Origin of the sequence: Streptacidiphilus sp. PB12-B1b, assembly GCF_014084125.1 — a bacterium.
GTDB lineage: Bacteria > Actinomycetota > Actinomycetes > Streptomycetales > Streptomycetaceae > Streptacidiphilus.
The window spans coordinates 2,059,620-2,082,056 of sequence record NZ_CP048405.1 but is presented as its reverse complement, the minus strand read 5'-3'; the positions used below and the strand labels follow the sequence as shown (position 1 = coordinate 2,082,056).

The window sequence follows — 22,437 nt, the reverse complement described above, 5'->3', positions numbered from 1 at the left end:
ACGCCCGCCACGAGCCTCGGCGTCAGGCGTCCCGCTCGGCGCTCCCGCCGGGGCCGGGCCCGGCCCCGGGCTCCGCGCCACCGTCGGCGGGCGCCTGGGCGGAGCCCTGCACCGAGCCGTCCGGGTTGGTGCCCAGGAAGGACAGGACGACCACCAGGATGCCGCCGCAGACGATGGCCGAGTCGGCCAGGTTGAACACAGCGAAGTGCTTCACCGAGATGAAGTCCACCACCGCCCCGCGGAACACGGCCGGGGAGCGGAAGATCCGGTCGGTGAGGTTGCCGAAGGCCCCGCCGAGCAGCAGGCCCAGCGCGATCGCCCAGGGCAGGCTGTAGAGCTTGCGGGCCAGCCGGCAGATCACCACGACCACCGTGGTGGCGATGATGGTGAAGACGATCGTCATCGCCGCGCCCATACCGAACGCCGCACCCGGGTTGCGGGTGGCCTGCAGCATCACCCAGGTGCCCGCGATGCGGATCGGGTTGTGGTCCTCCAGCCGGGCGACCACCAGCAGCTTGCTGCCGAGGTCGAGCAGGTACGCGAGCAGCGCCACCGACAGCAGCACGCCGACCCTGCGCCTGCGCCGCACGCCGACCGCTGCCGACTCCGCGCCGTCGGCGGCCGACGGGGCCCCGCCCATCGGGGCCTTCTGGAAACCTGGGGTACTGATGATGCGCTCCGCTGCAGCGAGTCGGGTGGACCTTCGTCCTTGAGCCTACGGCACAGCCTCGCCCCAGGGAGGGGAGGAGGGGCCGCGGCCCGCGCCGCCGTACGCCGCTCAGCCTCCCCGCTTCGCCGCTCCTCCGCCGCTCCTCCGCCGGGCCCGCCGCGCTACCGGCGCTCCTGCTTCTGCTTGCACTGCACGCACAGCGTCGCCCTGGGGAACGCCTGCACCCGGGCCTTGCCGATGGGCTGACCGCAGGACTCGCACAGGCCGAAGCCGGTGCCGGCGAGCCGGGCCAGCGCCCGCTCGGTCTGCTCCAGCATCTCCCGGGCGTTGGCCGCCAGCGACAGCTCGTGCTCGCGGGAGATGTTCTTGGTCCCCGCGTCCACCTGGTCGTCGCCCGCGCCGTCGCCGGAGTCGCGCATCAGCCCGCTGACGGCCTCCTCGGAGGTCTGGATCTCGGTCCGCAGCCGGGCCGCCTCGCTGTCCAGCTCCTGCTGCAGCTCGGCCACCTCGGCGTCGGTCCAGGGGTCCTCCCCCGGGCGCACCGGCAGCGCGCCGGGCGCGGCGTCGGCCGACGCCACCGGCACGGCCACCGGCGCCGCGACCGCCCTGGCCCGGCCCGCGGCCGGCTTGGCGGTGGCCGCCCCGGTCTTGCGCCGCACTGCGACCGACTCGCCCGGCTCGGCCACGGACGTACCGGACGCCCCGGTCCGGCGTGCGCGAGCAGCCCCGCTTCTTGCCTTGTCCGCCATGCCTCAGACCCCTTCACGCCGCAACGGTTCAGTGCCGGAAAGATAATGCGTGACAAACGTCATCACAATGAGACATACCGCAGCACACCCCATGGCTTACTCCACGGATGTGTGCCCAGAACGTCACCCGATAATCGCCACCGGTCATCGTTACCGGCGCGTCGCCCGGCGCACGGGGCCGCCGCCGGAGCGGAAACCGGCTTGCCCGGCCCTATAGACTGGCCGCGCAAGGCGTGGATGGGGACGAGTACCGCCGTACGCAGCCGAGAGCGACCCAGGGCCGGTGGAAGCCTGGGGGTGTGCACAGCGGGAAGATCACCCCGGAGCCGTCGGAGGAAAGGCCCCGCCCGGGCCGAGTAGAACCGGCAGCACCCCTAATGAGGGGGCCGTGCGCACGCGCGCGGCCAAGGAGGGTGGTACCGCGGGGCCGTCGGCCTCGTCCCTCCGTCGGAAGCGAATGCTGAACGCCGCACCCACGCGCCCGCCGGAGGACGACCCAGATGACCCAGTATCGCCCCGTACCCGCCCAGGTGGACCTGCCCGCGCTGGAACACGGCATCCTCTCCTTCTGGCAGGAGAACAAGGTCTTCCAGCGCAGCCTGGAGCAGTCCGAGGGCCGACCCGAGTGGGTCTTCTACGAGGGCCCGCCGACCGCCAACGGCATGCCCGGCGCGCACCACATCGAGGCCCGGGTCTTCAAGGACGTCTTCCCCCGCTACAAGACCATGAAGGGCCACCACGTCGCCCGCAAGGCCGGTTGGGACTGCCACGGGCTGCCGGTGGAGCTGGCCGTCGAGAAGGAGCTGGGCTTCTCCGGCAAGCAGGACATCGAGGCGTACGGCGTCGCCGAGTTCAACGCCAGGTGCCGCGAGTCGGTGACCCGGCACACCGACGCCTTCGCCGCGCTGACCGACCGGATGGGCTACTGGGTCGACCTGGACGACGCCTACCGCACCATGGACCCGGACTACATCCAGTCGGTGTGGTGGTCGCTGAAGCAGATCTTCGACAAGGGGCTGCTGGTCCAGGACTTCCGGGTGGCGCCCTGGTGCCCGCGCTGCGGCACCGGCCTGTCCGACCACGAGCTGGCCCAGGGCTACGAGACCGTGGTGGACCCGTCCGTCTTCGTCCGCTTCCCGCTCACCTCCGGCCCGCTGGCCGGCGGCGACGGCGGGCCCGGCGCCTCGCTGCTGGTGTGGACGACCACGCCGTGGACGCTGGTCTCCAACGTGGCCGTCGCCGCCCACCCCGGGGTGGACTACGTCGTCGCCACCGACGGCACCGAGCGGCTGGTGGTGGCCGAACCGCTGCTGGGCAAGGTGCTGGGCGAGGGCTGGGAGGCCACCGGCGAGCGCTTCACCGGCGCCGAGATGGAGCGCTGGAGCTACGAGCGGCCGTTCGAGCTGGTCCCGGTCGACGGCGCGCACTACGTCGTCAACGCCGAGTACGTCACCACCGAGGACGGCTCCGGCCTGGTGCACCAGGCCCCGGCCTTCGGCGCGGACGACCTCGCCACCTGCCGCGCCTACGGCCTGCCCATGGTCAACCCGGTGCTGGCCGACGGCACCTTCGAGCCCGACCTGCCGCTGGTCGGCGGGCAGTTCTTCAAGAAGGCCGACGAGACCCTGGTCGCCGACCTGCAGGCGCGCGGCCGGCTGTTCCGGCACGTGCCCTACGAGCACAGCTACCCGCACTGCTGGCGCTGCCACACCGCACTGCTCTACTACGCGCAGCCCTCCTGGTACGTCCGCACCACCGCCGTCAAGGACGCGCTGCTGCGGGAGAACGAGGGCACCAACTGGTTCCCGGAGACGGTCAAGTACGGCCGCTTCGGCGACTGGCTGAACAACAACATCGACTGGGCGCTGTCGCGGAACCGCTACTGGGGCACCCCGCTGCCGATCTGGCGCTGCGAGGAGTCCCACCTCACCTGCGTCGGCTCGCTGGCCGAGCTGTCCGAGCTGACCGGCCGCGACCTGTCCGACCTGGACCCGCACCGCCCGTACATCGACGAGGTCACCTTCCCCTGCACCACCTGCTCGGCCCCGGCGGTCCGGGTGCCCGAGGTCATCGACGCCTGGTACGACTCGGGCTCCATGCCGTTCGCGCAGTACGGCTACCCGCTGAAGAACGCCGACCTGTTCGAGAAGCGCTACCCGGCGCAGTTCATCTCCGAGGCCATCGACCAGACCCGCGGCTGGTTCTACACGCTGATGGCGGTCGGCACCCTGGTCTTCGACAAGTCCTCGTACGAGAACGTCGTCTGCCTGGGCCACATCCTGGCCGAGGACGGCCGGAAGATGTCCAAGCACCTGGGCAACATCCTGGAGCCCATCTCGCTGATGGACCAGCACGGCGCGGACGCGGTGCGCTGGTTCATGGCGGCCGGCGGCTCGCCCTGGTCGGCGCGCCGGGTCGGCCACAACACCATCCAGGAGGTGGTCCGCAAGACCCTGCTGACCTACTGGAACACGGTCGCCTTCCAGGCCCTGTACGCCCGCACCGCCGGCTGGGCCCCCTCCGCGCAGGACCCGCTCCCGGCCGAGCGGCCGCTGCTGGACCGCTGGCTGCTGTCCGAGCTGAACATCCTGGTCCGCGAGGTGGACGCGGCGCTGGACGCCTTCGACACCCAGCGCGCCGGCAAGCTGCTCTCGGCCTTCGTCGACGACCTCTCCAACTGGTACGTCCGGCGCGGACGCCGCCGCTTCTGGCAGGGCGAGCCGGCGGCCCTGCGGACGCTGCACGAGGCGCTGGAGACGGTGACCCGGCTGATGGCCCCGCTCACCCCCTTCATCACCGAGCGGGTCTGGCAGGACCTGGTCGTCCCGGTGGAGCCGGCCGCCCCGGCCTCGGTCCACCTGGCCGACTTCCCGGTGGCCGACGAGGCCCTGATCGACACCGGGCTCTCCCGGCACATGGCGCTGGTCCGCCGACTGGTGGAACTCGGCCGGGCCACCCGCGCCGACTCCGGCGTGAAGACCCGGCAGCCGCTGTCGCGGGCGCTGATCGCCGCCCAGGGCTACGAGGAGCTGCCCGCCGAGCTGCTGGCGCAGATCGCCGAGGAGCTGAACGTCACCGCGCTGGAGCCGCTGTCGGCCGTCAGCGGGGACTCCTCGGCGGAGCCGGGCGAGGGCTCGCTGGTGGACACCACCGCGAAGGCCAACTTCCGGGCGCTCGGCCGGCGCTTCGGCAAGGGCGTGCAGGAGGTGGCCAAGGCGGTCGCCGCCGCCGACGCCGCCGAGCTGGCCGCCGCCCTGCGCGCGACCGGCAGCGCCACCGTCCAGCTGGACGGCGCGCCGGTGGAGCTGACGCCGGACGAGGTGATCATCACCGAGACCCCGCGCGAGGGCTGGGCGGTGGCCAACGAGTCCGGCGCGACGGTGGCGCTGGACCTGCACATCACCCCGGAGCTGCGGCTGGCCGGGCTCGCCCGGGACGCCATCCGGCAGGTCCAGGAGGCCCGCAAGAACAGCGGCCTGGACGTCGCCGACCGGATCGTGCTGCGCTACACCGGCACCGAGGCCGCCACGGTCGAGGCCCTGGCCGCGCACGCCGGACTGATCGCCGACGAGGTGCTGGCCACGGACTTCGCCGAGGGCGGCCCGGACTGGGCCGAGCCGGCGGCCTTCACCGACGAGGCGCTCGGGCTGACCTTCTGGCTGCGCAAGGTCTGACGCCGGGCCGGGTCCGGCGGCCGTGCCCGACGGCGGCGGGCCGGTGGAACCCTCCACCGGCCCGCCGCCCTCGGCGCCTGCGCGCCCGCTGCTTGCGGCTTGCGGCCTGCGGCTTGCGGAGCTTTTCGGGCCGGGAACGCCCTCGCCCCCTGCCGGAACGTTCCGGCAGGGGGCGAGCGGGTCAGGGCGTCAGGATCGGCGGGGCTGGCCGGCTGGGAAGCGGTCAGCCCTGGTCCCGAGCGGGGTCAGCGCCTGCGGGTGCAGGTCAGCCCTCGTCGTCCTGGTCGATCAGGAAGCCGCGCATGGGCTGCGGGGCCTGCTGCAGCGGGGGCTGCGGACGGACCGCGGCCATCGGCTGGGTCATCGCCGGAGCCATCTGCTGCTGGCCGCCGGCGCTCTGGTGCTGCTGGCCGCCGGCGTTGAAGTTGTTGCCGCCGAAGCTCGGCTGGCCGCCGAAGGTCTGACCGCCACCGCCGCCGAAGCCGCCCTGCTGGCCGCCGAAGGTCTGGCCGCCGCCCATGGGCGAGGCGCCGACCGGGGTCATCGCGGGCTGCGGGATCGACGCCGGGGGAAGCGAGGCCGTCGCGGGCTGGCGCGAGGGGGCGAGCGAGTCGTCCGCCTGCGACTCCAGCTGGCGCAGCTGGGTCTCCAGGTAGGACTTCAGGCGCGTCCGGTACTCACGCTCGAAGGCACGCAGGTCCTCGACCTTGCGCTCCAGCGTGGCGCGGGCCGACTCCAGCGAGCCCATGGCGACGCGGTGCTTCTCCTGGGCGTCCCGCTCCAGGGCGTCCGCCTTGGCACGGGCGTCGCGCTCCAGGCCCTCGGCGCGGCTGCGGGCCTCGCCGACGATCTTGTTGGCCTCGGAGCGGGCCTCGGCGATCGCCTGGTCGGCGGTCTGCTGGGCCAGGCCCAGGACGCGCGCGGCGCTGTCGCCACCGGGGCTCTGCTGCTGCGGGAACGGCGGCTGCTGCATCTGCTGCATCTGCGGCGGCATCTGCTGCTGCATCGGCTGGAGCTGACCGCCCATCTGCTGCGGCTGGCCCATCTGGCCGACGAAGCCCTGCTGGCCGCCCATGGTGCCGCCCTGGAGCTGCGGCGGGCCCTGGAGCTGCGGGGCGCCGGGGAGCTGCGGGGCGCTCGGCAGCTGCGGCGGGCCGGGGTGGCCCATCTGCTGCTGCTGGCCCATCTGCTGCTGTCCCTGCTGCATCTGGCCCTGCTGCTGCATCTGCGGCGGCATGCCCTGCTGCGGGACCGGCGGGCCGGATATGGCGGCCGGGACCGGCGGGCCGGACCGCTGGTGCTGGTCCTGTTCCTTGCGCAGGTTCTGCTGGTTCTGGGCGGCCGCGCGAGTGGCCGCGGCGAGCTTCGCGCGCAGGTCCTCGTTCTCGCGGAGCAGTCGCGTCAGCTCTCCTTCGACCTCGTCGAGGAAGGCATCGACCTCGTCCTCGTCATAGCCTTCGCGGAGGCGGACGGTCGTGAACTGCTTGTTCCGCACGTCCTCGGGGGTCAATGGCATCTCTTCACCTCAACGTGATCGTTCGGACTGCCGGACGTCTGCGTGGTTCACAGAACCTCCACGACGGCGATCAGGAAAAACACAGTGATCATCAGTACGAGGAAGGACAGGTCGAGCGCCACGCTCCCAAGCCGCAGCGGCGGGATGTGCCGCCGCAGGAACTTGAGTGGCGGATCGGTGACGGTGTAGATGCACTCCAGCACCACGATCATCGCGCGGCCGGGCTGCCAGTCGCGGGCCAGCTGGCGCACCCAGTCCATCACCAGACGGGCGAGCAGAACGCCGAGGAAGCAGTACAGCACGATGTACAGCACCTGCCATACGACGTTCACCGCCGCTCCCCTCGTCCGCTCGATCCATCCGGTCCTCCGCCCGCCCGCCGGGAGCAAGTTGATCGCTACCCGGCGTCACGTGATCCACACGTGTCGTCCTGCTCGGGTCAGCTCTGGTTGAAGAACCCACCCTCGGCAATCCTGGCCTTGTCCTCCGCCGTGACATCGACGTTAGCAGGAGAGAGCAGGAACACTTTCTGTGTCACGCGCTCGATGCTTCCATGGAGGCCGAAGACCAGTCCAGCCGCGAAGTCTACGAGGCGTTTGGCATCCGTGTCGTCCATCTCCGTGAGATTCATGATCACGGGGGTACTTTCGCGGAAGTGTTCCCCGATGGTACGGGCCTCGTTGTAGGTCCTTGGGTGCAGTGTCGTGATGCGGTAGGGCTCGCGCTCGGACGCGGCCTTGGACATGATCACCGGGGCGCTCTTCTCGACATGTCGACGTTCTGGTGTGATGGACGACACTGGAGCCATCCTCGGTTCGGAGCGCATGGGCGCCACGAAAGCGGCCGGCGCGGTGGGCGCGGGGACGGGTCGGGGCACCTCCTCGGTGCGTCCGGTCCGCAGCGGCTCGGGCTCGGGGCCGTAGTCCTCGTCGTCCGGGTCGTAACTCTGGACGTCGTAGCCATCGTCCTCCAAGAGGCCGAGGTAGATCGCCATCTTGCGCACAGCGCCGGCCATACTCCTGTCCTCCGCTCTGTGGTGGATCGACTCTGTCACCGGTACGCGCCCCGTCGGATGTCGCTCAGTGCGGCGGAGTGGTTCCACGATCCACGGTCTGCCCCTTTGATGAAGGGGAGATTCCTACTTGTCCTGATTTGTTCTGCGATCTGATCTTCTACCCGGTGACGTTACCCGAGGGGTGGCCGCGCACCCAGTACCGCCGTTCCGACGCGCACATGTGTCGCTCCGGCCGCGATGGCCTGTTCCAGGTCCCCGCTCATCCCTGCGGAGACCATCGTGGCAGCAGGATGCACCTCCCGTACACGGGATGAGATTTCCGCGAGCCGGGCGAAAGCGAGGTCCGGGCGGCCGGCCATCGGGCCGCGCAGCGGGGCCACCGCCATCACACCGTCAAGTCGCAGGCCTGGCGCGGAAGCCAGGGCCGCGGCCAGGTCCGGGACGTCGGCCGGGCGGGCGCCGCCGCGGCCGGGGCCGGAAGCGGATTCCGGGGCACCGGAACCACTGCCCCCGGATTCGCCGCCGAGATCGACCTGGATGAGGCAGCCCAATGGTTCCCGTTCCGCTTTCAGGACTCCGGCGGAGAGGGCTTCGATCAGTCTCAGCCGGTCCACCGAATGCACTCGGTCGGCGTACCTGAGAACGGAGCGGACCTTATTTGTCTGCAATTGGCCGACAAAATGCCAGCTGAGATTGAGTCCGCTGCATTCCTCGGCCTTTGGTGCCGCATCCTGATCGCGGTTCTCGGCGACATCCTCAACTCCGAGGCCGGAGAGCAGCTTGACGTCCGAGGCCGGGTAGGTCTTGGTGACCACCACCAGGGTGACCTCGTCGCGCGAGCGCCCGGCGGCGGCGCACGCGGCGGCGATGCGCTGCTCCACGGAGGCGAGGTTGGCGCGGAGTTGCTCCCGGCGCGCCGACTCGTCGGCGCCGGAGCCGTTCTGGCCGTCGGTCATGAACGGTCGCCTTCCAGCCAGACGTAGCCGGCGAGACGGCCGGTGCGCTGCTCGCGTCGGTAGGAGAAGTGGTCCGCCGACTCCAGCGTGCAGATGTGCGGCTCGGGCCGCACGCTCACGCCGAGGCGGGCGAGTTGGGCGCGGACCCCGGCCGGGAGGTCCAGCGCCGGGGTGCCCCAGCTGGTCTGCGAGCGGGTGTCGGGTTCGAGAGCACTGATCTCGTCGTGGAGCGCCGTAGGCACTTCGTAGCACCGCCCGCAGACGGAAGCACCGATCGCGGCGGTGATCCGCCCGGGCTCCGCGCCCGCCTCCACCATGGCCGCCACCGCCGCCGGCACCACGCCCGCGGCCAGTCCGGGCCGCCCGGCGTGCGCCGCCGCGACCACCCCGGCCACCGGATCGGCCAGCAGCACCGGCACGCAATCGGCGGTCAGCACCGCCAGCGCCAGCCCCGGAACCGCCGTGACCAGCGCGTCCACCCGCGGAGCCGAGCCCTCCGGCTGACGCCCGGTCACCACCGCGACCTCCCGCCCGTGCACCTGGTTCATCCAGACCACGTCCTGCGGGTCCAGCCCGAGCGCCGCCGCCGCCGACCGGCGGTTCTCCCGGACGGCGGCCGGGTCGTCCCCCACCGCGCCGCCGAGGTTCAGCTCCTGGAACGGCGACGTGCTCACCCCGCCCCACCGGTCGGTGAAGGCGAAGTGAGCACGGTCGCTACTGCTGTGCTGGCCGATCATGCAGATCAGCCTACTGGCTGCCGCTACTTCAGGAAGTCCGGGACGTCCAGCTCCTCGGCCGGCGAGTCCACGTACGGCGGGCGGGTCTGCGGAACGTGCGGCACCACCTGGGGCTCGGTGTGCCGCGGCGGCGCCGGGGGCTGCTCCTCGGCGCGCGGCACGCTGCCGATGGTGTGCACGCTGCGCCCGGCCGCGGTCGAACCGGAGCGGTTGAACTCGCTCGGCCGCTCGGGCGCCGGGGTCTGCGCCGGGCTGGAGCGGACCACCGGCTCGCGGACGATGGTCGGCGGCTGGCCGCCGTCGAACCCGGCCGCGATGACGGTCACCCGGACCTCGTCGCCGAGCGCGTCGTCGATGACCGCGCCGAAGATGATGTTCGCCTCGGGGTGCGCCGCCTCGGCCACCAGCTGCGCGGACTCGTTGATCTCGAACAGGCCGAGGTCGGAGCCGCCGGAGATGGAGAGCAGCACGCCGCGCGCGCCGTCGATGGAGGCCTCCAGCAGCGGGGAGGAGATCGCCATGATGGCCGCGGCCTTGGCCCGGTCCTCGCCCCGGGCGGAGCCGATCCCCATCAGCGCCGAACCGGCGTCCGACATGACCGACTTGACGTCGGCGAAGTCCAGGTTGATCAGGCCCGGAGTGGTGATCAGGTCGGTGATGCCCTGGACGCCGGAGAGCAGCACCTGGTCGGCGGAGCGGAACGCGTCCAGCACCGAGACCTGGCGGTCGGAGATCGACAGCAGCCGGTCGTTGGGGATCACGATCAGCGTGTCGACCTCTTCGCGCAGCTGCGCGATGCCGTCCTCGGCCTGGTTGGCGCGGCGGCGCCCCTCGAAGGTGAACGGGCGGGTCACGACGCCGATGGTGAGCGCGCCCAGCGAGCGGGCGATGTTGGCCACGACGGGCGCACCGCCGGTGCCGGTGCCGCCGCCCTCGCCGGCGGTGACGAAGACCATGTCGGCCCCCTTGAGGACCTCCTCGATCTCCTCGCGGTGGTCCTCGGCCGCCTTGGCGCCGACATCGGGGTTGGCCCCGGCGCCGAGGCCCCGGGTGAGCTCGCGGCCGACGTCGAGCTTGACGTCCGCGTCGCTCATCAGCAGGGCCTGCGCATCGGTGTTGATCGCGATGAACTCGACGCCCTTGAGCCCGACCTCGATCATCCGGTTGATGGCGTTGACGCCACCGCCGCCGATGCCGACGACTTTGATGACTGCGAGGTAGTTCTGGGGTGCTGCCACGTCGAAGGCCTCTCGCCTCGGATGTACGGTGCCGAAGGGGCGGGAACTCTTGCTCGTGAGGTCCGGACCCGAACCCTGACCGTGAGGTTTAGGGTTAATGCTCTGTCACTCTTCCATCATCTACTGTCACAGGACACTAGGTCTCCAGGCGAATCCATTCAACGGACACGCCGAGCCTGTCGATTTTTCTTGTGAGCCTATGTGATCAATCGTCCGTAGTTGAAACCGGGGTGGCCTGCCGGATTGCCGGGTCGGCCGATCCGGGCCGGCGGACGTCAGCCCCGCAGCGCCGGATCGTCCGGCGCGGAGACGTCGTAGCCGCCCGCCTTCTGCTTGAGCAGCGCGGCCAGCACCACCGCCTTGCGTGCGTCCCTTTCCGGACTTCCCCACAGAACCGTTGCGCCGCCTGCGAGTTGCAATTCCATGTCGTCGTACGAATGGACGACGACGGCACTGGTGGCCCGGGCGACCGAGGGCGGCAGCGCCTTGGCGATCTGCACTGCGGAGTCCACCAGCTCGCTCTCCGGGAAGTCCGCCAGGGCGGCCCTCCCGGCCGGGGAGAGCGAGAGTTCGACCACCGGCACGCCCGGCGGCGGTGTCGGCCCGGTGGCGAAGCGCACCCCGGCGAGGTCCACCAGGGTGTAGCGGCCGTCGGCGCCCCTGACCGCCGCCACCGCCACCCGCTCGGTGATCCGCACCCGGACGGTGTGCGGCAGCGAGGTGCTGACCTGCACCCGGGCCGCCCGGGGCAGCCGGCTGACCACCCGGGCCTGCACCGCCCCGGTGTCCAGCCGCTCCAGCGGGCCGCCCAGCGGGACCTCGGCCGCCGCCAGCACCTGAGCCCGGGTCAGCACCCGGGTGCCACTGACCAGCACCGTCCGCACGTCCAGCACCGAGGAGAAGTACACCAGCCAGCAGACCGTGCCGAGCAGGCCCGCCACCAGCGCCCCGAGGACGGCGAAGCCGCGCCGGGAGAGCCGCAGCCGCCCGCCCGGCCCCGCCGCGTCGCGCGCGGCGGGGCGGTCGGCGGGGCGGTCGGCGGAGACCGGCGCGGATCGGGCCGGACGGGTGCGGTCAGGCACGGCGGCGGGCGGCGATCGCCTCGTACACCATGCCGACCAGCAGGTCGTCGGCGTCGCGGCGGCCGAACTCGGCGGCGGCCCGGCTCATCTCCCAGAGCCGCTGCGGATCGGTGAGCACCGGCAGCAGGTGCCCCAGCACCCACTCGGGCGTCAGTTCGGCGTCCTCGACCAGCAGTCCGCCCCCGGCCCGGACCACCGGCTGGGCGTTCAGCCGCTGCTCGCCGTTGCCGATGGGCAGCGGCACGAAGGCGCCGGGCAGCCCCACGGCGGCCAACTCGGCGACGGTCATCGCCCCGGCCCGGCAGAGCATCATGTCGGCGGCGGCGTAGGCCAGGTCCATCCGGTCGACGTACGGCAGCACCCGGTAGGGCGGCATGCCGGGGATGTCGTCGATCCGCGGGATCTCGTTCTTGGGCCCGACCGCGTGCAGGATCTGCACGCCGTACTGCTGCAGCCGCGGGGCGATGGCCTGGACGGTCTCGTTGAGCCGGCGCGCGCCCTGGGAGCCGCCGGAGACCAGCAGCGTGGGCAGCCGCTGGTCCAGGCCGAAGTAGGCGCGGGCCTCGGGCCGGGCGGCGTTGCGGTCCAGGGTGGCGATGGTGCGGCGGAGCGGGATGCCGATGTAGCGGGAGTGCTGGAGCTTGCTGTCGGGGGTGCTGACCGCGACGAAGTCGGTGCAGCGGACGCCGTACCGGTTGGCCACCCCGGGCCGGGCGTTGGCCTCGTGCACCACGATCGGCACCCCGGAGCGCTTGGCGGCGTAATAGGCCGACATGGCGACATATCCGCCGAAGCCGACGACGGCGTCGGCCCGGGTGCGCTCCAGGACGTCCTGGACGGCCTTGACCGCGCCGCGCAGCCGCCCGGGCAGGGTGATCAGCTCGGGGGTGGCCTTGCGGGGCAGCGCGACCTTGGGGATCAGTGCGAGGTCGTAGCCGCGTTCCGGTACCAGCCGGGTCTCCAGCCCGCTCTCCGTGCCGAGCGCCGTGATGCCGACCGAGGGATCGGCCCTGCGCAGTGCGTCCGCGAGGGCCAGCGCCGGCTCGATGTGGCCGGCGGTCCCCCCGCCGGCGAGTACGACATGCACCTGAGTCACCGCTCCCTGCGCTGCCGGGCCTTCCCGAACCGCGCGATGGTCCGTTGGGGCAGACCGAGGAGACTGCCCCGAGCTCTTCTGTTCCGTGCGGCCAGGGCCGCCTTCGCGGCCGGTTCACTGCGTGCGAAGCAGAGCAGCATACCGACCGCGAACATGGCCGGGAGCAGCGCCGAACCCCCGTAGGAGAACATCGGGAGCGGGACGCCCGCAATGGGCAGAAGTCCCAGCACCGCACCGATGTTGATCACGGCCTGGGCCATGATCCAGGTGGTGGCGGCTCCCGCTGCGTACCTGGTGAAGGGGTCCTTCGTGCGTTCCGCCACGCGGATACCCGCATACCCTAGTGCCGCGAACAGGGCGAGCACCGACAGCGTGCCCGCCAGGCCCAGCTCCTCGCCGGTGACCGCGAAGATGAAGTCGGTGTGCGGCTCCGGGAGTTGGCCCCATTTCTCGATGCTGGCGCCCAGTCCGGTGCCGAACAGCCTGCCGGTGGCCAGGGCGTACACTCCGTGAACAGCCTGCCAACAGGAGCCGTCGGCGGGCATGTGGGTGGCGCCGATGCAGTTGAGCCGTCCGAGCCGGTGCGGCACCAGCACGATCAGCGCGGCGCTGAAGCCGAGGGCGACGGCGGTAGCCGCGCCGAACAGCCGCAGCGGGGCGCCGGAGATCCACAGCAGCCCGAACAGCAGCGCGCAGATGATCATCGCGGTGCCCATGTCGCCGCCGGCCAGCACCAGGGTGAGCAGCAGCACCGCCATCGGCGCCAGCGGGACGAGCAGGTGCTTCCACTGGTCCAGCATCTTGTGCTGCTGCTTGCGGGCCAGCAGGTCGGCGCCCCACAGCACCAGGGCGAGCTTGGCGAACTCGGAGGGCTGGATCTGGACCGGGCCGCCCAGCCGGATCCAGTTGCGGTTGCCGTTGACGGAGGTGCCGACGCCCGGCAGGGCGACCAGCACCAGCAGCGCGATCACCGCCAGCAGCAGCGGGTAGGCCAGCGCGCGGTGCAGCCGCACCGGCATCCGGGCGGCGACGTACATCAGGCCGCTGCCGATGAGCACCGAGGTGAGCTGCTTCTCGAAGAAGTACGCGAACGGCAGGCCGTCGTTGCGGGCCTCGATCTGGGAGGCGGAGAACACCATCACCAGGCCGAGGCTGAGGATCATCGCGGAGGAGCCCAGCAGCAGGTAGTACGGCGTCAGCGGGCGGGCCAAGCCGCGCTGGAAGCGGGCCCAGGCGGCTCCCGGGCGGCCGAGGCCGCTGCGGGAGCGGAACACCGCGACGCTGGTCTGCTGCGGGAGGGCGGCCCGGGCCGGGCGACCGGCGGCGGGCCGGGCGCCCGGCTGCGCGCCGCCGCGGCGCCCGGGCCGGGCGGCTCCGGCGCGCCCGGCGGCGGGGCGGTCCGCCGGGCGGACCCTGGCTCGGCCGTCGCCGGTCCCTGGCACGGCGTCCCCTCTCCCCTGGTACGTGCGGTTCGGGCTGGTACGTGCGGTCCGGGCCGGTCGCCCCTAGGCCAGCGCGCGGGCGGCGGCGGCGAAGAGGTCGCCGCGCTCGCCGTAGTCGGCGAACATGTCCATCGAGGCGCAGGCCGGGGCGAGCAGCACGGTGTCGCCGGGCTGGGCGAGCCCGGCCGCCGCGTGGACGGCGGCGGCCATCGCCGGTGCACCAGTCTGTCCGTCGGGCAGCTCGATGACCGGGACCTCGGGGGCGTGTCGCGCCAGCGCCGCGCGGATGAGCGAGCGGTCGGCGCCGATCAGCACCGCGCCGCGCAGCCGGTCGGCGGCGCCGGCCACCAGCTCGTCCATGTCGGCGCCCTTGGCCAGGCCCCCGGCGATCCAGACCACCGGCCGGTAGGCGGCCAGCGAGGCGGCGGCGGCGTGCGGGTTGGTGGCCTTGGAGTCGTCCACCCAGACGACCCCGTCGACCTCGGCGACCTGCGCGATCCGGTGGGCGTCCGGCCGGAAGGCGCGCAGGCCGTCGCGGACGGCGCGGGGCTCGACGCCGTACGCCCGGGCCAGGGCGGCGGCGGCCAGGGCGTCGGCGATGTTGTGCGGCGCCGCGGGCCGGACGTCGTCCACCGAGGCCAGCTCGGCGGCGTTGCGGTGGTAGTCGGGCGCGAAGGCGCGGTCGACCAGCAGGCCGTCGACGACGCCGAACTGGCCGGGGCCGGGCGCGCCGAGGGTGAAGCCGACCGCCCGGCAGCCCTCCACCACGTCGGCCGCGCGGACCAGCTCCTCGGTGGCCGGGTCGGCGGTGTTGTAGACGCAGGCGACCGTGTTGCCCTCGTAGATCCGGCCCTTGTCGGCGGCGTACGCCTGCATCGAGCCGTGCCAGTCGAGGTGGTCCGCGGCGAGGTTGAGCACCACCGCCGAGTGCGGGCGCAGCGAGGGCGCCCAGTGCAGCTGGAAGCTGGACAGCTCCACGGCGAGGACGTCGTACGGCTCCTCGGCCAGGACCGCGTCCAGCACCGAGACGCCGACGTTGCCGACGGCGGCGGTGCGCTTCCCGGCCGCGCCGAGGATGGAGGCCAGCATCCGCACGGTGGTGGTCTTGCCGTTGGTGCCGGTGACGGCCAGCCAGGGGGCGGGCTCGCCGGTGGACTCCAGCGGCCGGCGCAGCCGCCAGGCCAGCTCGACGTCGCCCCAGACCGGCACCCCGGCCGCCTCGGCGGCCAGGAACAGCGGGCTGCTGGGCGGCCAGCCGGGGGTGGTGACGACCAGTCGGACACCCTCGGGCAGGCTCGCGCCGTCGCCGAGCCGGACGGTGACGCCGAGCGCCCGCAGCTCGGCGGCGTGCGCCTGCTGCCGGGGGCCGTCGCCGCCGTCCACCACGGTGACCCGGGCGCCGAGCCCGGCCAGGACCCTGGCGGCGGGCACGCCGGAGATGCCCAGGCCGGCGACGGTGACCGGGAGGTCCTTCCAGTCGTCCGCCTGCGGCCACTCCGGCCGGTGACCGGTCGTCACGAGGCCACCCATCCGGCGTAGAAGATGCCCAGGCCGACGGCGACGCACAGGCCCTGGATGATCCAGAAGCGGACCACGATCAGCACCTCGGACCAGCCCTTGAGCTCGAAGTGATGCTGGAGCGGGGCCATCTTGAAGACCCGCTTGCCGGTCATCCGGAAGGAGCCGACCTGGATGATCACCGAGAGGGTGATCAGCACGAACAGGCCGCCCAGGATGGCCAGCAGCATCTCGGTGTGCGAGCAGATGGCGAGCCCGGCCAGGGCGCCGCCGAGGGCCAGCGAGCCGGTGTCGCCCATGAAGATCTTGGCGGGCGAGGTGTTCCACCACAGGAAGCCGAAGCAGGCGCCCATCAGCGCGGCGGCGACCACGGCCAGGTCCAGCGGGCTGCTGACCTGGTAGCAGTTGGCTCCGGCGGTCGTGGCCGAGCTGCAGGTCTCGCCGTACTCCCAGATGCCGATGAAGACGTAGGCGCCGAACACCATCACCGACGCGCCGGTGGCCAGGCCGTCCAGACCGTCCGTCAGGTTCACCCCGTTGGACATGGCCAGGATCATGAAGATGGCCCACAGCACGAACAGCACCGGGCCGAGCGACCAGGCGAAGTCGCGGACGAAGGAGAGGTCGGTCGAGGCCGGGGTGGTGCCCTGGGAGTCGGCGAAGTTCAGCGAGCCGACCGCGAAGACGATGCCGACGATCAGCTGCCCGGCCATCTTGGCCTTGGCCCGCAGGCCCAGCGAGCGCTGCTTGACGATCTTGATGTAGTCGTCCAGGAAGCCCACCAGGCCCATGCCGGTGAACAGGAACAGCACCAGCAGCGCCGAGGCCGAGGGCATGGAGCCGACGATGGCCTTGGTCATCCCGTAGGCCACCAGGGTGGCCAGGATGAACGCGATGCCGCCCATGGTGGGGGTGCCGCGCTTGCTGTGGTGCGCCTTGGGGCCGTCGTCGCGGATCATCTGGCCGTAGCCGTGCTTGGCCAGGATCCGGATCAGCACCGGGGTGCCGACCAGCGACAGCACCAGGGCGAAGGCCGCGGCGAAGAGGATCTGCCGCATCGGCGAACTGCTGGAGGACGCCAGTTCGACCATCGCGGGGCCGGGCCCCGCAAGGACGTGACTCACGAGGAGGCTCCGTCCACCGCACCGGGCACGTCGGCGAGCAGCGCCTCGGCGACCCGTTCCAGACCGACCGAACGCGATGCCTTCACCAGCACCACGTCCCCCGGCCCGACTTGCTCACGCAACAACCCGATCGCCGCATCCGCGTTGGACACCAGCACCGACTCCTCACCCCACGAACCTTCGTTCCTCGCGCCCAGCTCCATGCAGGCTGCTTCCCTGCCGCCCACCGCCACCAGCGTGGTGATGTTCAGCCGCACCGCCAGCCGGCCCACCGCGTCGTGCTCGTCGAGGGAGTCCTCGCCGAGTTCCCGCATCTCCCCCAGGACCGCCCAGGTACGGCGGGCCCCGGGCCCCCTGCCTCCGATCGCCGCGAGCGCCCGCAGGGCGGCCCGCATCGAGTCGGGGTTGGCGTTGTAGGCGTCGTTGATGACCGTGACGCCGTCCGGACGCTCCGTCAGCTCCATCCGCCACCGGGACAGGCTCCCGGCCTCGCCGAGCGCGGCGGCCGTCTCGGCGACGCCCAGCCCGCACTCCAGGGCCACGGCGGCGGCGCCAAGCGCGTTGGAGACATGGTGCTCACCGTAGAGCCGCAGGGCGACCGGCGCGGAACCGCCCGGTGCGACCAGGGTGAAGCGGGCGCGTCCGGATGCGTCCAATCGGACGTCCTGGGCGCGCACGTGCGCCTGCTCGGACTCGCCGAACCAGACCACCCGGGCCTTGGTGCGCGAGGCCATCGCCCGCACCAGCGGGTCGTCCGCGTTCAGCACCGCGACGCCCTCGGCGGTGAGCGACTCCACCAGCTCGCCCTTGGCCTCGGCGATGGCCTCGCGGCCGCCGAACTCGCCGATGTGGGCAGTGCCGACGTTGAGCACCAGGCCGATCCGGGGCGGGGTGATCGCGGTCAGCTCGGCGATGTGGCCCTTGCCCCGGGCGCCCATCTCCAGCACCAGGAAGCGGGTGGAGGGCTCCACCCGCAGCGCGGTGATCGGGAAGCCGATCTCGTTGTTGAAGGAGCCCTGGGTGAAGACCGTGGAGCCCACCCGGCCGAGCAGCTGCGCGATCAGGTCCTTGGTGCTGGTCTTCCCGGCCGAGCCGGTCAGGCCGATCACGGTGGTGCCGGTGGCGCGCGCGGTGACCGCGCGGGCCAGCCGGGCGAGGGCGTCCAGGACGTCCTCGACGACCACGGCGGGCACGCCGACCGGGCGGGAGGCCAGGACCGCCACCGCGCCGTCGGCGACCGCCGAGGCCGCGTAGTCGTGGCCGTCCACGCGCTCGCCGACGACGGCGACGTAGAGCGAACCCGGCTCCACCGTGCGGGAGTCGTGCACCACCGGGCCGGTGACCGGTGCCTGCGGGTCGGGCGTGTCGTACAGGGTCCCGCCGGTGGCCTGGGCCACCTCGGCGAGGGTCAGCGGGATCACGTTGGCTCTACTCCTTGGCGTCGCCGTGCAGCGGGAGCACGGCGTCAATGGTCGGGCCCGACCTCAGCATCGCCTCGCGCAGCACCGCACGGTCGTCGAAGGGTCGGATCTCGTCGCGCACGTACTGGCCGAGTTCATGGCCCTTGCCCGCCACCAGCACGCAGTCCCCGGCGTGGGCCAGGGCGATGGCGGCGGCGACCGCCCGGGCCCGGTCCGGCTCGACCAGGACCGCGCCGCGCTCCGCCTCGGGCACCTCGACCACGCCCTCGAACATGGCGGCCAGGATCGCCAGCGGATCCTCCGAGCGGGGGTTGTCGCTGGTGAGGACGGCGGTGTCGGCGTAGCGGGCGGCGATGGCGCCCATCGGGCCGCGCTTGAACGGGTCGCGGTCCCCGCCGCAGCCGATGACCACGTGCACGTGGCCCTTGGTCACCTCGCGCAGCGAGCGCAGCGCGGCCTCCAGCGCGTCGGGCTTGTGCGCGTAGTCGACCACGGCGACGTACGGCTGCCCGACGTCCACCCGCTCCATCCGCCCGGGCACCCCGACCACCCCGGCGACGCCCGCGGCGGCCGCCTCCAACGGCAGCCCGGCGCAGACCAGGGCGGTGATCGCGGCCAGCGCGTTGGCGACGTTGAAGGGCCCGGGCAGGGCGACCGAGGCGTCGGCGGACGCGCCGTCAGGCCCGGCCACCCGGAAGGTCGATCCGGCCGGTCCGAGCTGGACGTCCTCGGCCCGCCAGTCGGCGGCCGGATCTCCGGTGGCCGAGTAGCCGACGACCGGGACGCCCGCCTCGCCGGCCAGCCGGCGGCCGTAGGGGTCGTCCAGGTTGACCACGCCCAGGCGCGAGCGGCGGGGCTCGAACAGGCCCGCCTTGGCCCGGTAGTAGTCCTCCATGTCGGGGTGGAAGTCCAGGTGCTCCGGCGTCAGGTTGTTGAACACCGCGACGTCGTAGACCACGCCGTCGACCCGGCCGAACACCAGGGCGTGGCTGGAGACCTCCATCACCAGGGCGTCCGCGCCCTGTTCGCGCATCACCGCGAGCACCGCGTGCAGGTCGGTGGCCTCGGGGGTGGTGCGCTCGCTCTTGATGCGCCGGTCGCCGACGCGCATCTCCACCGTGCCGAGCAGGCCGGGGAACCGGCCCGCCGCCCGCAGGCCGCCCTCCACCAGGTAGGCGGTGGTGGTCTTGCCGTTGGTGCCGGTGACCCCGATGGACAGCAGCTCCTCGGCGGGGCTGCCGTACAGGGCGGCGGCCAGGGCGCCCACCCGGGCCCGCGGCTCTTCCACCACCAGCAGCGGCAGTCCGCAGCCGGCCGCCCGGCGGGCGCCCTCGGCGTCGGTCAGCAGCGCCACCGCGCCGCGCCCGGCGGCCTGGGCGGCGAAGTCCGCGCCGTGCGCGTGCGCGCCCGGCAGGGCCGCGTACAGGTCGCCGGGGCGCACCGCGCGGGAGTCGTGGGTGATGCCGGTCACCGCCGGGGAGGAGGCCCGCTCCGCCGCCTCGGGGAGCCCGAGCAGCGCCGCCACCTCGGCGAGCGGGACCGGGCGCGGGTCGGCCGGGCGGGGCGGGGAGCTGGAACGGCTCTCCGCCGCAGCCGTGCTGGGGAGGGGCTCCTGATCACGTGAGGGCACGGCGGTGAGGTTACCCGTACCGACCTGCCCGGGGCCAAGCGAGGGGCCCCCCGGGGCCGATCCGGCCACCCGGCCCGGCTCCTCGCCGGACCGTCCGCCCTCGGACGGTGTGACGGAGTTCATACCAGTACCCTCCACTCACCAGTTGACCGGCAGGTTCGCCGGGGCGCCGCCGGTCGGCGGCACCTGGAGGCTCTTCAGAGCGAACTCCATGACCTGTTTGAACACCGGCCCGCACAGTTCCCCGCCGAAGTGCCCGTCCACTGGGTCCTGCACCACGCAGGAGACGGTGATCCGGGGCCGGTCCGCGGGGGCGAAGCCGATGAAGGACGAGGTGTAGCCGCTGTAGCGGCCGGTCTGCGGATCGACCCGGTTCGCGGTGCCGGTCTTGCCCGCGACCAGGTAGCCGGGGATCTGCGCCATGATGCCGGTTCCCTCCTGGCTGGCCACCACCGACTGCAGCATTCCGGCCAGGGTCTTCGCGGTCTGCTCGCTGACCACCCGGGTCCGCGCGGGCGCGGGCGAGGGCACGAACCGCCCGTCCGGGCCGGTGACCCCGGCCACCAGGGTGGGCGCGATCCGCACCCCGCCGTCGGCGATGGTCGAGTACACCGAGGTGGTCTGCAGCGCGTTCACCGAGAGCCCCTGCCCGAACGGGATGGTGTACTGCTGCGAGCCGGACCACTGGGCGGGCGGCGCCAGGATGCCCTGGGTCTCGCCGGGGAAGCCCAGTCCGGAGGGCTGCCCGATGCCGAACTTGGTCAGGTAGCTGTAGAGCACCCGGTCGGCCTGGGCCTCGGTCGGCCCGAGCTGCTCGGCGGCCAGTATGGTGCCGATGTTCGAGGACTGGGCCAGCACCCCGCTCAGGGTGAGGTGCTCGGTGCCGTGGGCGACGTCGTCGTGGAAGACCGTCCCGGCCCGCAGCAGTGTGCCGGGCACGGTGACCCGGGTGGTCGGGGTGGCCACGTTCTGCTGCAGCACCGCCGCCATGGTCATCAGCTTGCTGACGCTGCCGGGCTCGTAGGCGTCCTGGAGCGCCGGGTTGCCCAGGTCGGCCGGATCGGCCCGGTCCAGGTCGTTGGGGTCAAAGCCGGGAGCGGTCGCCATGGCCAGGATCCTGCCGTTGGTGACGTCCTGGACGATGACGTAGCCCTTCTCCGCCTTGGCCGCCTTCACCTCGGCGGTGATGGCCTGCTGGGCCTCCCACTGGATGTCGCGGTCGAGGGTGAGCCGGATGTCGGCGCCGGGGACGGGCGCGGTCTCGGAGTCGCCCGCCGTGGGCACCTCCTGCCCGCCGGACTGGGCGTAGGTGGTCTTGCCGTTCCTGCCCGCCAGCAGGGCGTTGTACTGCTCCTCCAGGCCGCCCGCGCCCCGGCCGTCGGCGTTGACGAAGCCGAGGACGTTGGCGGCCAGGCCGCCGTCCGGGTACACCCGCCGGGTGTCCTTCTGGTGGAAGACGCCGTTCAGGACGTTGGCGCAGTCCTCGTCCACCCGGCCGGCCGCGCCCGCCTTCAGCGCCAGGTTGTTCTGGGTCAGGCAGGCGCCGCTCCACGCCTCGGCGACCAGCCGGTTCTCCATCGCGGTGATCTGGTTCCAGGTCTGCGGGGACTGCTGCTTGGCCAGCAGCGTGTACCGGTCGCCGGCGCCGGTGTAGGTCAGGTCGCGGGTCAGCGTGGCCACGTCCACCCCGAGCATCGGGGCGAGCAGGTCGGCGGCGCGGGCCGGGGCGTCCGGGATGTGCGCCTGCCCCGGCGTGAACATGTACGGGTCGGCGGTGACGTCGTAGGCGTCGACGGTGGTGGCCAGGACCACCCCGGAGTCGTCGGTGATGGTGCCGCGCTGCGCCGGAAGGGTGACCGTCTGGTAGAGGTTCACATTGGCCTCGGCGGCCAGCGCGGAGGAGTCCACCAGCTGCAGCTGCACCAGCCGGCCGGCGAACAGCGCGAAGGCGGCGCCGAGGGCGAAGGTCGCCGCCCGCAGCCGGCGCTTGGGCGAGCCCAGCCGCAGCGCCGCCGGGGGCGGCGGGGCCGGGCGGCCGCGGGCCCCGGCGGAGGGGCGGGCGCCCGCCCGGGCGGAGGGGCGGCGGGGCGGCTGGGGCCGGCGCGGGGTGCTCATCCGTTGCCGCCCGGGGCCGACGGCTGCGGGCTGAGCGGCTGCGGACTGCCCTGCACCGAGCCGTCGTCGCGCAGGAACGCCGGGACGCCGCCGGGGACCATGCCGAGCTGGCGGGCGCGGGCGGACAGGGCGTCCGGCGCGGACCAGTCGGCGATCTGCTGCTGCAGGCCCTGCTGCTCGTCGGTCAGCCGGGTGGTGGTCTGCTGCAGCCGGCTCAGCTGGAACGAGCCCTGGTTCAGGGCGGTGTTCAGCAGCAGCAGCCCGACCAGGCCGCCCGACAGCAGCAGCGCCACCAGCGCGGCGAAGGGGCCGCGTCCGCCCGGGCGGCGGCCCGGCCGCCGGGCCGCCCGCCCCGGCCACCTGCCGGTCCGGCCCGCCGCCGAGGGGCGCGACCGGGCCGGGACCGCCTCGCCCGCGACTCTTCCCACAGCCACCGCAGTCCCCTCCTGCCCGT

General features: G+C 72.9%; 18 protein-coding genes. 1 reads left to right on the top strand and 17 read right to left on the bottom strand.

Annotated elements, in window-relative coordinates:
• Positions 1 to 22 precede the first annotated feature (22 nt).
• Complete coding sequence (gene lspA / locus GXW83_RS09460; protein WP_182442633.1) at positions 23 to 640, bottom strand: signal peptidase II; 618 nt, start codon at positions 638 to 640, stop codon at positions 23 to 25.
• Between the two features lie 191 nt (positions 641 to 831).
• Complete coding sequence (locus GXW83_RS09455; protein ID WP_225446863.1) at positions 832 to 1,356, bottom strand: TraR/DksA family transcriptional regulator; 525 nt, start codon at positions 1,354 to 1,356, stop codon at positions 832 to 834.
• A gap of 563 nt (positions 1,357 to 1,919) precedes the next feature.
• On the opposite strand from GXW83_RS09455, the gene ileS reads away from it, so the two are divergent.
• Positions 1,920 to 5,093, top strand: coding sequence for an isoleucine--tRNA ligase (gene ileS, locus GXW83_RS09450; RefSeq protein ID WP_182442631.1), 3,174 nt, complete (start codon positions 1,920 to 1,922; stop codon positions 5,091 to 5,093).
• Between the two features lie 265 nt (positions 5,094 to 5,358).
• Here the strand turns inward: ileS and GXW83_RS09445 are convergent, their stop codons facing one another.
• The 15 genes from GXW83_RS09445 to GXW83_RS09375 all read right to left on the bottom strand — a co-directional run bounded on the left by GXW83_RS09445 (position 5,359) and on the right by GXW83_RS09375 (position 22,417).
• The gene (locus GXW83_RS09445) at positions 5,359 to 6,609 is read right to left on the bottom strand and encodes a DivIVA domain-containing protein (RefSeq protein WP_182442630.1); all 1,251 of its coding nucleotides are present in this window, start codon (positions 6,607 to 6,609) and stop codon (positions 5,359 to 5,361) included.
• Positions 6,610 to 6,656: 47 nt separating this feature from the next.
• Complete coding sequence (locus tag GXW83_RS09440) at positions 6,657 to 6,941, bottom strand: YggT family protein (protein ID WP_182442629.1); 285 nt, start codon at positions 6,939 to 6,941, stop codon at positions 6,657 to 6,659.
• A 107-nt stretch (positions 6,942 to 7,048) separates the two neighbouring features.
• Entirely contained in the window at positions 7,049 to 7,624 is a 576-nt protein-coding gene (locus tag GXW83_RS09435; protein WP_182442628.1) for a cell division protein SepF, read from the bottom strand.
• 170 nt (positions 7,625 to 7,794) lie between these two features.
• Positions 7,795 to 8,580 (bottom strand): YggS family pyridoxal phosphate-dependent enzyme, encoded by a 786-nt coding sequence (locus tag GXW83_RS09430; RefSeq protein ID WP_182442627.1) that lies wholly within the window; start codon positions 8,578 to 8,580, stop codon positions 7,795 to 7,797.
• Complete coding sequence (pgeF, locus tag GXW83_RS09425) at positions 8,577 to 9,317, bottom strand: peptidoglycan editing factor PgeF (RefSeq protein WP_182442626.1); 741 nt, start codon at positions 9,315 to 9,317, stop codon at positions 8,577 to 8,579. Before pgeF ends, GXW83_RS09430 begins: the two co-directional genes overlap by 4 nt.
• 23 nt (positions 9,318 to 9,340) lie before the next feature.
• Positions 9,341 to 10,555, bottom strand: coding sequence for a cell division protein FtsZ (gene ftsZ / locus GXW83_RS09420; protein WP_182442625.1), 1,215 nt, complete (start codon positions 10,553 to 10,555; stop codon positions 9,341 to 9,343).
• 275 nt (positions 10,556 to 10,830) lie between these two features.
• On the bottom strand, positions 10,831 to 11,637 hold the full coding sequence (locus GXW83_RS09415) for a cell division protein FtsQ/DivIB (protein WP_182442624.1): 807 nt from the start codon (positions 11,635 to 11,637) through the stop codon (positions 10,831 to 10,833).
• Positions 11,630 to 12,724 carry an undecaprenyldiphospho-muramoylpentapeptide beta-N-acetylglucosaminyltransferase gene (gene murG / locus GXW83_RS09410; RefSeq protein ID WP_182442623.1) on the bottom strand — a complete coding sequence of 365 codons (1,095 nt, stop codon included), beginning with the start codon at positions 12,722 to 12,724 and terminating at the stop codon, positions 11,630 to 11,632. The genes GXW83_RS09415 and murG overlap by 8 nt, the downstream gene beginning before the upstream one ends.
• A gap of 5 nt (positions 12,725 to 12,729) precedes the next feature.
• Positions 12,730 to 14,175: a putative lipid II flippase FtsW gene (gene ftsW / locus GXW83_RS09405; protein WP_182442622.1), complete on the bottom strand. Its 1,446-nt coding sequence runs from the start codon at positions 14,173 to 14,175 to the stop codon at positions 12,730 to 12,732.
• Positions 14,176 to 14,238: 63 nt separating this feature from the next.
• A complete protein-coding gene (murD, locus tag GXW83_RS09400; RefSeq protein ID WP_182442621.1) occupies positions 14,239 to 15,705 on the bottom strand; it encodes a UDP-N-acetylmuramoyl-L-alanine--D-glutamate ligase in 1,467 nt (488 codons plus the stop codon).
• Positions 15,690 to 16,751, bottom strand: coding sequence for a phospho-N-acetylmuramoyl-pentapeptide-transferase (mraY, locus tag GXW83_RS09395; protein ID WP_182447193.1), 1,062 nt, complete (start codon positions 16,749 to 16,751; stop codon positions 15,690 to 15,692). The genes murD and mraY overlap by 16 nt, the downstream gene beginning before the upstream one ends.
• 62 nt (positions 16,752 to 16,813) lie before the next feature.
• Positions 16,814 to 18,238 carry a UDP-N-acetylmuramoyl-tripeptide--D-alanyl-D-alanine ligase gene (gene murF / locus GXW83_RS09390; protein ID WP_182442620.1) on the bottom strand — a complete coding sequence of 475 codons (1,425 nt, stop codon included), beginning with the start codon at positions 18,236 to 18,238 and terminating at the stop codon, positions 16,814 to 16,816.
• A gap of 7 nt (positions 18,239 to 18,245) precedes the next feature.
• Positions 18,246 to 19,991, bottom strand: a complete 1,746-nt coding sequence (locus GXW83_RS09385) for a UDP-N-acetylmuramoyl-L-alanyl-D-glutamate--2,6-diaminopimelate ligase (RefSeq protein WP_182442619.1) — start codon at positions 19,989 to 19,991, stop codon at positions 18,246 to 18,248.
• Between the two features lie 15 nt (positions 19,992 to 20,006).
• The gene (locus tag GXW83_RS09380; RefSeq protein ID WP_182442618.1) at positions 20,007 to 21,983 is read right to left on the bottom strand and encodes a penicillin-binding protein 2; all 1,977 of its coding nucleotides are present in this window, start codon (positions 21,981 to 21,983) and stop codon (positions 20,007 to 20,009) included.
• Positions 21,980 to 22,417 (bottom strand): septum formation initiator family protein, encoded by a 438-nt coding sequence (locus GXW83_RS09375; RefSeq protein ID WP_370466611.1) that lies wholly within the window; start codon positions 22,415 to 22,417, stop codon positions 21,980 to 21,982. Before GXW83_RS09375 ends, GXW83_RS09380 begins: the two co-directional genes overlap by 4 nt.
• Between the last annotated feature and the right edge of the window lie 20 nt (positions 22,418 to 22,437).

Excerpts from the sequence above, each read along its gene's own strand:
- lspA (WP_182442633.1), bottom strand. The coding sequence starts at position 640 with ATGGGCGGGGCCCCGTCGGCCGCCGACGGCGCGGAGTCGGCAGCGGTC.
- ileS (WP_182442631.1), top strand. The coding sequence starts at position 1,920 with ATGACCCAGTATCGCCCCGTACCCGCCCAGGTGGACCTGCCCGCGCTG.
- GXW83_RS09445 (WP_182442630.1), bottom strand. The coding sequence starts at position 6,609 with ATGCCATTGACCCCCGAGGACGTGCGGAACAAGCAGTTCACGACCGTC.
- GXW83_RS09435 (WP_182442628.1), bottom strand. The coding sequence starts at position 7,624 with ATGGCCGGCGCTGTGCGCAAGATGGCGATCTACCTCGGCCTCTTGGAG.
- GXW83_RS09430 (WP_182442627.1), bottom strand. The coding sequence starts at position 8,580 with ATGACCGACGGCCAGAACGGCTCCGGCGCCGACGAGTCGGCGCGCCGG.
- pgeF (WP_182442626.1), bottom strand. The coding sequence starts at position 9,317 with ATGATCGGCCAGCACAGCAGTAGCGACCGTGCTCACTTCGCCTTCACC.
- murD (WP_182442621.1), bottom strand. The coding sequence starts at position 15,705 with ATGGGTGGCCTCGTGACGACCGGTCACCGGCCGGAGTGGCCGCAGGCG.
- mraY (WP_182447193.1), bottom strand. The coding sequence starts at position 16,751 with ATGCGGCAGATCCTCTTCGCCGCGGCCTTCGCCCTGGTGCTGTCGCTG.
- GXW83_RS09385 (WP_182442619.1), bottom strand. The coding sequence starts at position 19,991 with ATGAACTCCGTCACACCGTCCGAGGGCGGACGGTCCGGCGAGGAGCCG.
- GXW83_RS09380 (WP_182442618.1), bottom strand. The coding sequence starts at position 21,983 with ATGAGCACCCCGCGCCGGCCCCAGCCGCCCCGCCGCCCCTCCGCCCGG.